This window comes from Shewanella saliphila (genome assembly GCF_014648295.1).
In the GTDB taxonomy this organism is placed as follows: Bacteria; Pseudomonadota; Gammaproteobacteria; order Enterobacterales; family Shewanellaceae; genus Shewanella; species Shewanella saliphila.
The window spans coordinates 83,153-96,700 of record NZ_BMQV01000001.1 but is presented as its reverse complement, the minus strand read 5'-3'; the positions used below and the strand labels follow the sequence as shown (position 1 = coordinate 96,700).

At 41.4% G+C, this 13,548-nt stretch carries 13 protein-coding genes; 5 read left to right on the top strand and 8 right to left on the bottom strand.

Annotated features, from left to right (window positions below; genetic code table 11):
- Positions 1-102: 102 nt before the first annotated feature.
- Genes betA through betI form a run of 3 tightly spaced genes read right to left on the bottom strand, consistent with a single transcriptional unit; the run spans position 103 to position 3,874 of the window.
- Positions 103-1,785 (bottom strand): choline dehydrogenase, encoded by a 1,683-nt coding sequence (gene betA, locus IEY48_RS00395; protein ID WP_428847953.1) that lies wholly within the window; start codon positions 1,783-1,785, stop codon positions 103-105.
- A 26-nt stretch (positions 1,786-1,811) separates the two neighbouring features.
- Positions 1,812-3,278 carry a betaine-aldehyde dehydrogenase gene (gene betB, locus IEY48_RS00390; RefSeq protein WP_188916362.1) on the bottom strand — a complete coding sequence of 489 codons (1,467 nt, stop codon included), beginning with the start codon at positions 3,276-3,278 and terminating at the stop codon, positions 1,812-1,814.
- Positions 3,266-3,874: a transcriptional regulator BetI gene (gene betI / locus IEY48_RS00385; protein WP_188916361.1), complete on the bottom strand. Its 609-nt coding sequence runs from the start codon at positions 3,872-3,874 to the stop codon at positions 3,266-3,268. The genes betB and betI overlap by 13 nt, the downstream gene beginning before the upstream one ends.
- A gap of 556 nt (positions 3,875-4,430) precedes the next feature.
- On the opposite strand from betI, the gene IEY48_RS00380 reads away from it, so the two are divergent.
- A complete protein-coding gene (locus IEY48_RS00380) occupies positions 4,431-4,955 on the top strand; it encodes a NifB/NifX family molybdenum-iron cluster-binding protein (RefSeq protein WP_188916360.1) in 525 nt (174 codons plus the stop codon).
- Here IEY48_RS00380 and IEY48_RS00375 read toward each other — a convergent pair.
- A complete protein-coding gene (locus IEY48_RS00375) occupies positions 4,952-6,271 on the bottom strand; it encodes a sigma-54 interaction domain-containing protein (RefSeq protein ID WP_229786275.1) in 1,320 nt (439 codons plus the stop codon). The genes IEY48_RS00380 and IEY48_RS00375 overlap by 4 nt on opposite strands.
- A 240-nt stretch (positions 6,272-6,511) precedes the next feature.
- Here IEY48_RS00375 and IEY48_RS00370 point away from each other — a divergent pair, with 240 nt between their 5' ends.
- The 3 genes from IEY48_RS00370 (at position 6,512) to IEY48_RS00360 (ending at position 9,516) form a co-directional block, all read left to right on the top strand.
- Positions 6,512-7,798, top strand: a complete 1,287-nt coding sequence (locus IEY48_RS00370; protein WP_188916359.1) for an NAD(P)/FAD-dependent oxidoreductase — start codon at positions 6,512-6,514, stop codon at positions 7,796-7,798.
- Positions 7,795-8,427, top strand: coding sequence for a Tll0287-like domain-containing protein (locus IEY48_RS00365; RefSeq protein WP_229786274.1), 633 nt, complete (start codon positions 7,795-7,797; stop codon positions 8,425-8,427). The genes IEY48_RS00370 and IEY48_RS00365 overlap by 4 nt, the downstream gene beginning before the upstream one ends.
- Before the next feature lie 222 nt (positions 8,428-8,649).
- Positions 8,650-9,516 carry an MBL fold metallo-hydrolase gene (locus tag IEY48_RS00360; protein WP_188916358.1) on the top strand — a complete coding sequence of 289 codons (867 nt, stop codon included), beginning with the start codon at positions 8,650-8,652 and terminating at the stop codon, positions 9,514-9,516.
- Between the two features lie 39 nt (positions 9,517-9,555).
- Here the strand turns inward: IEY48_RS00360 and IEY48_RS00355 are convergent, their stop codons facing one another.
- From IEY48_RS00355 to IEY48_RS00340, 4 genes are read right to left on the bottom strand one after another with little or no spacing between them, the layout of a single operon-like run.
- Positions 9,556-9,960 carry a rhodanese-like domain-containing protein gene (locus tag IEY48_RS00355; RefSeq protein ID WP_188916357.1) on the bottom strand — a complete coding sequence of 135 codons (405 nt, stop codon included), beginning with the start codon at positions 9,958-9,960 and terminating at the stop codon, positions 9,556-9,558.
- 15 nt (positions 9,961-9,975) lie between these two features.
- Complete coding sequence (locus IEY48_RS00350) at positions 9,976-10,725, bottom strand: sulfite exporter TauE/SafE family protein (protein ID WP_188916356.1); 750 nt, start codon at positions 10,723-10,725, stop codon at positions 9,976-9,978.
- A gap of 16 nt (positions 10,726-10,741) precedes the next feature.
- Positions 10,742-11,611 carry an MBL fold metallo-hydrolase gene (locus IEY48_RS00345; RefSeq protein WP_188916355.1) on the bottom strand — a complete coding sequence of 290 codons (870 nt, stop codon included), beginning with the start codon at positions 11,609-11,611 and terminating at the stop codon, positions 10,742-10,744.
- Between the two features lie 57 nt (positions 11,612-11,668).
- Entirely contained in the window at positions 11,669-12,310 is a 642-nt protein-coding gene (locus IEY48_RS00340; protein WP_188916354.1) for a peroxiredoxin, read from the bottom strand.
- Between the two features lie 555 nt (positions 12,311-12,865).
- Between IEY48_RS00340 and IEY48_RS00335 the strand changes: the two genes are divergently transcribed.
- Positions 12,866-13,159, top strand: a complete 294-nt coding sequence (locus IEY48_RS00335) for a hypothetical protein (protein WP_188916353.1) — start codon at positions 12,866-12,868, stop codon at positions 13,157-13,159.
- Positions 13,160-13,548 lie beyond the last annotated feature (389 nt).

Genomic DNA, 13,548 nt, shown 5'->3' with positions numbered 1-13,548 from the left:
ATATCGCTGTCGATAGTTAAACCCTGATAGATTGAACTTGGCTTAATTGGCCATTTACAAAATTGTAGGTTGGCCAGGAACCCTTAAAACGAATGACATCAATTAACTTACCGATCTTTTCTGTGCTTGTTGGCGTTGTTGTTGCTGCCAATCATTAGCGACAGTCACTTTGGCCAAGCTTGGTGCTAATAACTTGTTACCCAAAATGATGTCGGCGGCACGTTCAGCAACCATAATGGTTGGCGAGTTTAAATTTCCGTTAGGAATGGTTGGGAATATTGACGAGTCAACAACGCGTAATCCCTTAATGCCGTGAACTTTAGTTTCAGAGTCCACTACCGCCATATCGTCTTCACCCATTTTGCATGAACAAGAAGGGTGGTAAGCACTCTCAACTGAACTGCGTACAAACACATCGATTTGCTCATCGGTTTGAACGGCTAAACCAGGCTGAATTTCTTCACCACGGTATTCATCCAGTGCCGGTTGGTTAATGATTTCACGGGTTAAGCGTACGCAAGCTCTAAAGCCTTCAATATCATCTTGATGTGATAAATAATTAAACTGAATTTGTGGTGCAACCTTGGCATCTTTTGATACCACTGTTACTGCACCACGGCTTTTAGGCTTGTTATGACCAATGTGAACCTGGAAACCATGGCCTGCAAAGGCTTCTTTACCGTCATAACGCATTGCTGCAGGCAAAAAGTGGTATTGCAGATCGGGCCATTCAAGCCCAGGTTTTGAGCGGATAAAGCCACAAGATTCAAAGTGATTTGTCGCGCCTAATCCTGATTTATTTAAAATCCAACGGGTACCAATGAATAATTTATTCAGTGGATCTAACTTACCGTTGAGTGAAATCGGCTTTAAGCATTTAAATTGAAAGTAAAATTCAAGGTGGTCTTGCAGGTTTTGCCCCACACCCGGTAAATGATGTACAGGCTCAATACCCGCATCTTCAAGGGTTTGCTTGTTGCCAATACCAGACAATTGCAAAATGTGCGGCGAACCAATAGAGCCTGCAGACAACACAACTTCTTTATTGCACATTACATCTTGCATTTGGCCTTTACGCTCGTAACGTACACCTACAGCGGTTTTGCCTTGCATAATGACGTTATGAACCAGCGCATGAGTCACCACGGTTAAATTGTCACGCTTCATTGCTGGGCGTAAATATGCATTTGCGGTTGACCAACGCACACCGTTTTTAACGGTCATGTGCATTGGGCCAAAGCCTTCTTGCTGTGATGCGTTATAGTCGGCAGTTGCTAAATACCCAGCATCAACACCTGCATCGATAAAGGCTTGATACAACGGGTTTTTCATCTCGTTACCGTTATTAACCCCTAACGGGCCACTATCACCACGGTAAACGTTGCCACCAAATGACCATGTTTCTGCTTTTTTGAAATACGGCAAGCAATGGGCGTAGTTCCAATCTTTCGCGCCATGTTGTTGCCATTCGTCAAAATCACGCGCATGACCACGCACATATACCATGCCGTTAATTGACGATGAACCGCCCAACACTTTACCGCGAGGGCAGTGCATACGGCGATTATCTAAATGTGGCTCTGCTTGGGTTTCAAACTGCCAAGCATACTTTTTGGTGTTCATTGGAATAGACAGTGCCGTCGGCATTTGGATAAAAATACTTTTATCGCTGCCACCGGTTTCTAAAATTAACACTTTATTGTCTGGGTTTTCAGTTAAACGGTTGGCTAATACACAACCTGCGCTACCGGCACCGACAATAATGTAATCATATTGATGAGACATTGGCTTAGACATTAATTGGGTCACTCCTAAAATGGGCTTTCAAGTGGCTGCATGCCAACGTAAACAGCTTTGATTTGAGTGTATGCCTTTAATGTTTCGCTGCCGTTTTCACGGCCGATGCCCGACATTTTATAACCACCTACTGGCATTTCTGCAGGCGATGCACCATAAGCATTAATCCAGCAAATGCCTGCTTCTAATTGATGTATTACGCGGTGAGCACGAGTAATGTCTTGGGTAAATACCCCAGCGGCAAGGCCTAAGTGAGTATTGTTAGCACGTTGAATGACTTCTTGTTCATCTTCAAAGGTAAACACTGACATCACAGGACCAAAAATTTCTTCTTTAGCAATGGTCATATCATCGGTGCAATCGGTGAAAATAGTCGGCGCAACAAAAAAACCATGGGGCGCGTTTTCTGGTTGCAACGCAGTGCCGCCAGTCAGTAAAGTTGCACCTTCTTTTTGGCCTATCGCAATGTACTCAAGGACTTTTTGTTGATGACCTCGTGAGATCAACGCACCAAAGTTGGTTTCAGCATCCATAGGATCGCCACACACAATATTATTTTCAGTGCGTTGCTTTAAACGCTCAATAAATTGTGGGTACATGTCTTTTTGCACAAATACGCGTGTGCCATTGGTACACACTTCACCTTGAGTATAAAAATTGGCCAGCATGGCTGCTGATACCGCATTGTCTACATCGGCATCATTGAAGATGATTAACGGTGATTTACCGCCAAGTTCCATGGTAACTTCTTTTAAGGTGCTAGACGCGGCAGCCATCACTTTTGTGCCAGTGCCAACTTCACCAGTAAATGACACTTTAGCGATATCATCATTCGTGGTTAACCACGCGCCAACACGACCGTCGCCTTGAACCACATTAAATACGCCATCAGGTACGCCAGCTTGGGTGAATATTTCGGCTAAACGCATTGCACCGCGTGGGGTTTCTTCAGAAGGCTTAAAAATCATCACATTACCGCATGCCAAAGCCGGAGCCGCTTTCCAACATGCAATTTGTAATGGGTAGTTCCAGGCGCCAATACCGGCGCAAATGCCTAATGGTTCGCGACGAGTGTAGTAAAAGTCTTCGCCAACCGGTTGTTGATTCCCTTCAATGCTTGGTGCCAGGCCCGCAAAGAATTCAATTGAATCTGCTCCAGTGACAATGTCGACCACTGAAGCTTCTTGCCAAGGTTTACCTGTGTCGAGTACTTCGCCTGCGGCAAGTTCATCATTGTGCTCGCGTAATAAAGCAACGGCTTTTAATAAAATACGGCTGCGTTCCATAGGGGTCATTTTTGACCACACAGCAAAGCCTGCTTTTGCACTGTCGATGGCGGCTTGCTTGACTGCATCGGTTGCGACTTCAACTAAATAACTCACACTGCCAGTAGCAGGGTTGATGACTTCGAAGGTTTCTCCGCTGCCATTTGAAATGTATTGACCATGCACATAATTTTGATAAGTGACTAACGCTGACATTCAATTTCTCCGTGTTGCACTAGTACAGACTCTATAAAGGCTTTCGATAGTGTCTGGGCTTGCTTAAATTCTTCAGAAGGGTTGGTGCTTAACGCACTTCGTAACCAAAAACCGTCAATGATTGCCGCAGTTTGCTTGGCGGCATTTACCGCGTCAGCCTTAGGCAATAATTGTTTAAATGAGTACAGCAGGTTGCTGTAAAGACGGTGGTTATTAATGTTTTGCAATCTTGCCAATCCAGGATCATGCATAGCTTGAGACCAAAAGCTTAGCCATGTTTTAGTAGCGGCATTTGAGCGTTGCAGCTCGGTAAAGTTGGCTTCGACTATGATCGACAAGCGTTGAGGAGCGGTTAACGATTTGCCTGACGTTTTTGCCAGTAAGGCTTGCTTTAACTCTTCTAATAAGAATTTTAGCGTGGCTTCGATTAACCCTTGTTTACCACCAAAATAATGACTGATGATCCCCGATGACATCCCCGCTAAACCACTAATCGTGTTGATGGTGGTGTGCTGTAATCCATGACGTTCGACAGACATTAACGTGGCATCGATGAGCTGTTGTTGTCTGACGTTTTTCATTGCAGGTCTTGGCATAAATAACTCCCTTTTTATCGCTTGAACGTTATTAATTGAACGTTCAATTAATAACGATCCTAATGATTAGGGGTCTAACTATCAAGTGTTTATTTGATCTAGATCATAAAAACTAACTAAGTAAAGTGAGTAAAAAATAGGTGGGATGTTAATAAATCATTGTTATTAAGTCATTTTATTATCTTTAACTTAACGAAATACTAAAGTAATTAATTTTTAAATCATTTTAGCTGTAATGATTTTTTACCACTGTTATTTAAGTCAATGTGTTACTGAAATGAGCTTAGTAACATGCTGCTTGTTGCTAAGTTGTGAGGCATTTAGTTGGCATAATCTGTTAAGTCACTCGTTAAATTATGCTTATTGAGTCAACAGGCATGGACAAAGATCACACTTAACAAAATATAATTGGCATATGCTAATTATGGGTGTATAAATAGCATATGCCAGTAACTTGGTGTAGCTAGTTAATAACCTGCTAATGAGCCAACGATCACTGACAAACTGAATAACACTTACTGAATATAGCAGTATCAATACTGCAAGAGAGATAAAAATGATTACAGCCATACCGATAAAAGACGACCATATTGCCAGCCATTTTAGCCGTGCAGATAGCATGCTTATTATTAATGAACAGGCCGAAGTGATAGCGCGTTTTGCTAACCCTGCTTTAGCTGCTGGCTGTGATGGTAAAAAACAATTATTGAATTTGATTGTGGCCCATGGCGCAGAGCGGGTTATTGTGCGAAATATTGGTCAACAATTACTGTCTAAAATACTGAATCACCAACTTAATGTATTTCATGTCAAAAATGGTCGTACAGCCATTGAAGAGTTAGCCAGTGAGCATTTACCGCAATGTGAGCAATTTAGCGAGGTGACACAAGGCAGGCCTTCAATGAAGCATTTAGCTAAACAAGCCAATGGAGGTTGTTGCAATCATGAACATGGTGAAGGTGGTTGCCATGGCGGACATTGCGACTCCCATGATCATGATGCAAGTGATATTGAGCTATCAGAGGGCATGCACATGAAACGTTGTTGCCAGAAAAAACATTCTTTATTACGTCACAACTAAGTGATGCTTAGTTTTAGACCATAACGTTGCAATTTTCGGTATAAGGTTCGTACGCTCACATTAAGCATGATGGCTAATTCAGCAGGCGAACCTTGATATTGTTGGCACACTTTGGATAAATATTCAGCTTCAACATCATCTAAACTGATCACTGCAGTGTCGACAGCCGGTGCCTGATTAACCGTAGTGGTTTTAGAATGGGTAATGCTTTCGGGCAGATCACTTCTGTGGATAATATCTTCGTTTGCTATTAGTGCAGATTGTTCAATAATATTTTTGAGTTCACGAATATTGCCTGGAAACGGATACTGGCTTAATAGCGTTAATGCATTGGCCGAAAATTTCTTATGTTTATATTCAGATAATCTTACAAAATGATTGGCGAGGACTGGAATATCTTCCTGACGCTCACGCAGTGAGGGCAGGTAAATAGGAAAACCGGCTATGCGATAATAAAGGTCGCGGCGAAATTCACCTTTTTCAACTAAATCGAGTAAGTTTTTATGGCTGGCACTGACTAATCTAAAATCAGAGCGTTTTTGCTTTAATCCACCCACGGCACGATAACATTGCGTTTCTAATAACCTGAGCAGTTTAACCTGCATATTCATTGGAATATCACCAATTTCATCAAAAAACACTGTACCGCCGTGTGCGATTTCAATTAAGCCTTTTTTAGTGGTTGTTGCCCCAGTAAAGGCACCTTTTTCATAACCAAATAGCTCGCTTTCAAATAAACTTTCGCTCAATCCGGTACATTCAATCACCACAAAAGGTTTGTCATTTCTATCGCTTGCGGCATGAACCGCTTTTGCTACAAGTTCCTTACCTGCACCAGTTTCACCCTGTAATAACACGGCAATATTAGACTGAGATGCCCGATTAATCTTATTGAGCATTTGTTTAAATGGTGCTGACTGGCCAATCATTGTGTCTTTTTTAGACTCGGTAGATGCATAGTCAATGGCATCTAAAATTTCAAGAAAGCCCATGATTATGCCGTTATCGTCTTTAATTGGCTTCATCAAAATATCGCAATATGATTTGCCATCCGTTGTATTGTGAATATGTACAGCATTGGCGGCTCGAGCAGTGTTTTGGCATTGCTGCAAGGGACATTGTTCTCCGTGTTTGTCGCAAGGCTCATTACTGTGGTGCGATATTTGATGGCAACGGCTTTGTCCTAATGTCACTTCAGTGTCATAGGTTTCGAGGTAGGCTTGATTTACCGCATGTATAACATAATCAGGCGTGATAAATATGGCAGGTTTATCAATTGCATTGATCATCGACTGAACTACGGTGGTGTTTTTCATAAGAATAGGATCTTTTTTACATAAGGAATGTCATATTTATCATCAAAAATGGCATTGAGTGTCATTTTTGTCAATCGGTTTCCCTAGCAGATTTAGATTAATTTTTGCAACACTTTTTAACTTGTTGTAAATGTTAGTATTAATATTACTTTGTGACGTGGCACAAGCTTTGTATAGCAATAGCTTACATATCTCTGCAAACAATCGCGTTTACAGAGAAGGTCAATGGAGCTTAATGCAATGGCAAAAATTGTAGTGCTAGGTGCTGGTACAGGTGGAATGCCTGCAGCTTATGAAATTAAACACCTGCTGGGTCAAGAGCATCAAGTGTTGATGGTAAATGAACGAGACCATTTTCGCATTATTCCTTCTAACCCTTGGGTGGCCGTTGGTTGGCGTGAGCCTGATGCGATAAGCATTCCTATCGCTAAATATTTAGCCAAAAAACACATTGATTTTATCTGCGCTTTTGTCACTAAAATTGATGCAGATAACAACCAATTGATCACCGCTGAACATGACGTTATCGATTACGATTTTTTGGTGATTGCCTCTGGGCCAAAATTGGCATTTGATGCAATTCCTGGGGCAGGGCCAGAGCACTATACTCAGTCGGTGTGCTCTCTTGAACATGCATTGTCTTGTAAAGAAAATGTCGATGAACTCATTGCCAATCCAGGGCCCGTATTAGTGGGGGCATTTCAAGGTGCCAGCTGTTTTGGCCCTGCTTATGAGTATGTGTTTATCCTCGATAAGGTATTACGTGATGCCGGCATACGAAAGCACGTACCCATTCAATTTATTACCAGTGAACCGTATATCGGTCATTTGGGGCTTGATGGTATAGGAGACTCTAAATCGATGTTGGAGTCGGCACTACGTCAACGAGATATCAAATGGATATGCAACGCCAGTGTTGATTACATCGAAAAAGACATCATGCATATTGACGAGTTAAATCGTAAAGGAAATATCGACTTTAATTATTCACTCCCTTTTAATCATGCAATGTTTATCCCTCCATTTGTGGGTATTGATGCTGTGGCAAATGTAGAGGGGCTGTGTAATAAAAAAGGGTTTGTGATTACCGATGAGCATCAGCGCTCAACAAAATACAGTAACATTTTTGCGGGCGGCGTTTGTGTTGCTATTCCTCCTGCTCAAAGTACACCAGTACCTACGGGCATGCCTAAAACAGGCTATATGATTGAGTCGATGATGACCGCGGTCGCACAGAATTTACACAGTATTATCGTTAATAACGTTGAACCTGCATATAAAGGCACCTGGAATGCCATTTGTATCGCCGACATGGGCGACACCGGTGCAGTGTTTATTGCCACGCCACAAATTGCCCCTCGCAATGTGTCCTGGTTTGCAACAGGCAAATGGGCACACTTAGCCAAAATAGGTTTTGAAAAATATTTTCTATTGAAAATGAAGAGTGGAAGTAGCGAACCGCTGTATGAAAAATACGCCCTAAAACTAATGGGAATAACACGTCTAGAAGAGGATAAAGAGTCATGAAAAATACACATAATGCTAAGCGTCAACGGGTTAAGTTAATCACCATAGGCACGATGACATTATTGGCAAGCTTAAGCGCCAATGCTCAATCATTGTCAGAGCAACAACAACTTGAGCTAGAGGCTAACCAAAAAATTGCTGAGTTTAGCCAAGCGTTAAAAGGGCAATTACAAGCGGCAATAAAACAAGGTGGACTCCCTGCTGGCGTGTCAGTTTGTCAATCTGTTGCCCCCTCTATTGCAGCACAAAACTCGACTGATGGTTGGATGCTAAAGCGTACGAGCTTAAAAGTGCGAAATAGCAATAACAGCCCAGATGCTTGGGAGTTAGCGCAATTAAATCAGTTTGAACAAATAAAAGCTGCCAGTGATCCGCAAACACCCATTGTGATTCGCGAATATGTTGCTAAGGGTGAGACCACAACGTTTAGGTATATGAAAGCCATACCAACACAAGAGCTGTGCTTAGGTTGCCATGGTAGCAATATTACTCCCGAGCTAAGTACATTGATTAAACAAGCTTATCCAGATGATAAGGCGATAAATTTCGAAGTAGGTGATATACGCGGAGCATTTTCATTGCAAAAAGTCATGGGTAGTCAACTGCACACGACAAACGGAAAACCTTAACAAGGCTTACGATATATTGCTGGTTTGGTATTAGGACCATAGGCAATTATCAATATTTTGCGGTTATGCAGGCTCTTTGTTGCGAGGTTAGCCGCAGTTTATTGATGTAATTTCAATTATTATTTTACTGACGTTAGTATCACCTCAATAGGTTCAACAAATCGGCCACATGAGGATTAATCTAGCAAAATCATAGTGTATTTTGTTGCGAGTGTATAAGACATGAGTAAAATCCGTATTGATCCATTTTATCATCAAGACAGCCAGTCAATTAGTTATGTGGTGACCGATCTTGCCTCACGACAAAGCGCGGTTATTGACCCTGTTTTAGATTTTGATATTTCGTCAGGTAAAATTACTACTGAGTTTGCCGACAGTATCATCGAGCATCTTGATAAAAATGGTTATGAGCTTGAATGGATTTTAGAAACACATGCTCATTGCGACCATATCTCTGCTGCTTGTTATATTAAACAACAACGAGGTGGTAATACTGGTATAGGTGAGCATATTGTTAAAGTTCAGCATATGTTTAAACGTATTCTCAACCTCGGTGACAACTTTCATTGTAATGGTGAGCAGTTTGATCAATTGTTTGCCGATGAAGAACTGATTAAACTCGGTCATTTAGATGTTCAAGTGATGCACACTCCTGGACATACTCCAGCATGTGTAAGCTATTTAATTGAAGATGCAATATTTGTCGGCGACGTGATAGCGTCACCTGACGTCGGTACCGTTAACCTAGATTTTCCCAATTGCAGTGTGACAACCTTATATCAATCGATTCAAAAAATATTGGCATTGCCCAATAGCACTCGTGTATTTGTGGGTCATAACCCGCATTTAACTCATGCTCAGAACCCGATGTATGAAACGTCAATCATTGCTCAAAAACGCACCAACAAAGTGGTTGGCGGTAAGGTTGATTTACAAGAGTTTGTTAAGTTACATCAACAGCAACATAACGATGCCACCATGCCGCAATTACTCTTGCCAGCGATACAACTCAATATTAGAGCGGGTCATTTACCGCCGCCTGAAGGCGAAGATAATTATTTTCTCAAAATTCCAGTCAATCAATGGTAAAAAAATGAGCCTATTAAGGCTCATTTTTATCAATTCATTTTATGCTTTATGCGGTATCACTGGAAAACCATCCTGTTGCCACTGCACCATACCACCGGCAACAGATAAAGGCTGGGTAAAGCCCATATTTTGTAGCGAGGCGGCTGCCAATGCTGAACGACCACCAGTACGGCAAATTAGGTAAATCTCTTTGTCGGATAACTCATTCAATGCAAACTCCCATTCGCAGTGATGACTGACGGATGGATGCTCATGAATTTTCATTTCTAACACACCGCGAGGTAGATTGACTGCCCCTTCAATATGACCTGCTAAAAACTCTTCATGCTCACGTACATCAATAATAATCACTTCTGGGTTTAACATTGCAGAGAGTAATTGCTGAGTCGAGACTTCAATAATGTTGTTTTTTACTTCACTAATATATTCTTGTGCAGTTTTCATGTGTACCTCGTGAAACTAAATTATGGATTGAGTGGTAATAAATGTCGCCATTACCACTAAAAATATGGCGAATACTTTTTGTAAAATGGCTTTAGGGAGATATTGAGTTATCTTTCCTCCCGCTAAGCTGCCAATAAAGCCACCGCCAATCATGATGGCGATAACCGGCCAATCAAATTGCACGCCCTGGGCTGAAAATAAGCTGTAATATTTAATAAACCCGATAGAAGAGTTCATGGTGATAATTAATAAACTGGTGCCCACTGCTAATGTCATTTCAATACCGCCTAATAACACCAAGGCAGGGATAATTAAAAAGCCACCACCAACACCAACAAAGCCTGTGACTACACCCACTAATAAGCCTTGCAGTAATACATTTATGAGAACTAATTTCCCTTGAGTGAGGCTGTTACTTTGTTTACGCCACATCATTACAGCGCCAATTAGCATTAAACCAACAAATACACAGAGTTGAATTTGGCTTGTGGCAAAAGTGCTCATCCAAGCACCGAGGTATGTTCCTGCCATTCCAGGAAGGCCAAACATCAACACATGCGGCCACGAAACCATTTTTTGTTTAATGAAACTGATACTACTAAAACAGCTGATGGCGGCAACGATACAAAGTGACGATGCAATAGCAACTTCTGGTTGCATACCCACAAGATATAACAACACTGGCACCGTGAGTATTGAGCCACCAGAACCCAGCATACTCAGCACTAAGCCAATGACTAACGCACCTAAAACAGCTTGTATCATATTGACAACCTTAGCTTTAAAGTAAGTTAATCGGCACTTTTAAGTACACTGTGCCATTGTCTTCTGCTGCGGGCATTTTACCGGCACGAATGTTGACTTGAATTGATGGCAATATCAGCCTTGGCATGGGTAAGGTGGCATCGCGCGTTTGGCGAAGTTCGACAAAATCAGCTTTACTTATGCCATTTTTGACATGAATATTGTGTTCCTTCTGTTGGCCTACTTGAGTCTTAAATTGATGATCACGTCCCTCTGTAGGGTAATCATGGCAAACATAAATATCGGTTGATTCAGGTAAGCTAAACAATGATTGAATCGAGTCATATAAGGTATTGGCGTCACCACCAGGGAAGTCACATCGTGCCGTGCCGACATCTGGCATAAATATAGTGTCACCCACAAAAGCAGCTTGCTCATTAATGACATAAGCTAGATCAGCTGGCGTGTGGCCCGGGGTATGCATAATGCGAATGGCCATATTGCCGACTTGCAATAATTCGTTATGTTTGAATAATCGGTCAAACTGACTGCCATTGGGCAAAAAATCACGTTCTAAGTTAAAGACTTTTTGAAATGTTTGTTGTACTTGAGTGATATGTTCTCCAATACCAATTTGCCCACCAATTTGTTCGCGAATATAGCTGGCTGCAGACAAATGATCGGCATGAGCATGTGTCTCAAGTATCCATTTCACACTTAACTCTTGGCGTTTAACCCAATGTATCACTCGTTGAGCACTGCGAGTGTCTGTTCGGCCAGACTTATAATCAAAGTCTAAAACCGGATCGATAATGACAGCAAAACGGGTCGCATTATCTGCAACCACATAAGTGAATGTTTCGCTGTCGTCATCTAAAAATTCATGGACGCTAAATGTTGAGTTCATTACAAACCTCCTATAAATGATGCACAGGGGGCGGGGGCTCCACTGTGCAATAACGGATTAAAGAGACTTCTTGCTGAAGTACCAATCAACGTAATCAAAACCTTGCTCTAAACGTGCTTTAGCATCGGCAGTCGTTGCTGGTGGTGGAACAATCACGTCGTCACCTGGTTGCCAGTTTTCTGGAGTAGCGACAGCATTAGAATCACTAGTTTGAAGTGCTTTAACGAGGCGTACAAACTCATCAACTGAACGGCCGTTACTCATTGGGTAGTACACCATCGCACGTAGTACACCTTCTGGGTCGATAATAAAGGTTGCTCTAACTGCTGCAGTGTCGCTGGCACCAGGCTGGATCATGCCGTATGCTTTGGCCACTTCCATTGATAAGTCAGAAATGATTGGGAACGTAATTTCAACACCAAAGTTTTCTTCAATGTTACGTACCCAAGCAATGTGAGAATGGATACTGTCGATTGATAGGCCTAGTAGTTCAGTATTTAATTGCGCAAATTCTTCAGCTCGTTGCGCAAACCCCATAAACTCAGTAGTACATACTGGAGTAAAGTCAGCAGGGTGAGAGAATAAAACTAACCACTTACCTTTATAATCATTTAACGAGCGCATACCGTGCGTTGTTTTAGTATTGAACGCTGGTGCAGGGCGGTTAAGTTGTGGAAACGATACGATTGATTCAGTCATGTTATTACTCCAAATGGTTTAAATTAAGGATGTTTAAATCTGAAAACTAGATTACAAACATGCTTTGTAATAGCAATGGCTGGGCCAAGTTTAGTTTTAATACCCAAAAATATTTAAATAAAATTATAAGACTCTGTTTATATTGATTATATTTAATTTATTATATTTTCATCCACAGGCTATTTTACTTATATTTGTAAATTCTAAACTAAAGTCGTGTGACACTTGTGTCGCCACAGTCAATAAGGGCTGCCATTTTTGTCATTGACTTGCCTGTTTATAAGGATTAGGTCGGTGATAGTGACGAGATAAAATGTGTCAAAGCGAACAATGGTTGCCTTTTATCGTTCTTAGGCGGAGGTATGAGAGTGATAGAAAAGAGGCTGCGATAATGTGAACATACAAAAGTTATGCAGTGCATTGCCTAATGTGTAAACTGCTCAGCGGTGTTTTATAAAACTCGTATTGAATTTTTATCTTTTAGTGGTCAAAAAATCTCGGGGCCGATCTCATCGGGAGAGTCCGATAAAAGCGTAAGCTAAGTAGGAAGGTGATATGGAAATCAAAGTCGATGTGTATTCTAATAAGATGGTGTTAAGTTTTGAAGGGCGCAGTATGACTTTTTACGCTAAAGAACCATTCACAACAACGAGACTGCTTATCGGTAAATTCTTTGTTGCAGAAAGTTTCCTTAAAAATGCACTTAAAGAATTTGGTGCAATCAGTTTTTTCAAACGTGCCCCCAAAATAACCATTCAACCACATGAGTTCCTTGAAGGTGGTTTATCAGACATTGAAGATCGTGTACTCAGGGAAATTGCCTTAGGTACGGGTGCTAGGGGCTGTTGATCTTTCAAGGTTGTTTTTGCAGCGAATTATTGACCATTACTCACATCTACAACTACGCGGCAGAGACTTCGAGGTTCAGTTATTCTACATAAATAGTCGATAACGCAGTAAAAAATGGCTCAAAATACGCTGCCCGAAGGGTTCGGCTAAAAACGTTTTACTCTTTGTTGAAAGGATTTTGCTTAGATGACTAGGCATCAATCCATTCGCCTCGATTAAAACGTTTTTAACTCGAATAAAATTCAACCAGCAAAGATCAACAGCCCCTATAGAAGCTCATGTCGTTGTGAAACAAACGTATAATCATATTTAAAAAATAGGTGGCAATGTGTGCAACACAAACAGTTGAACGCATAAAGTCGCTACTGTTTTTAATCATTTTATTGTAA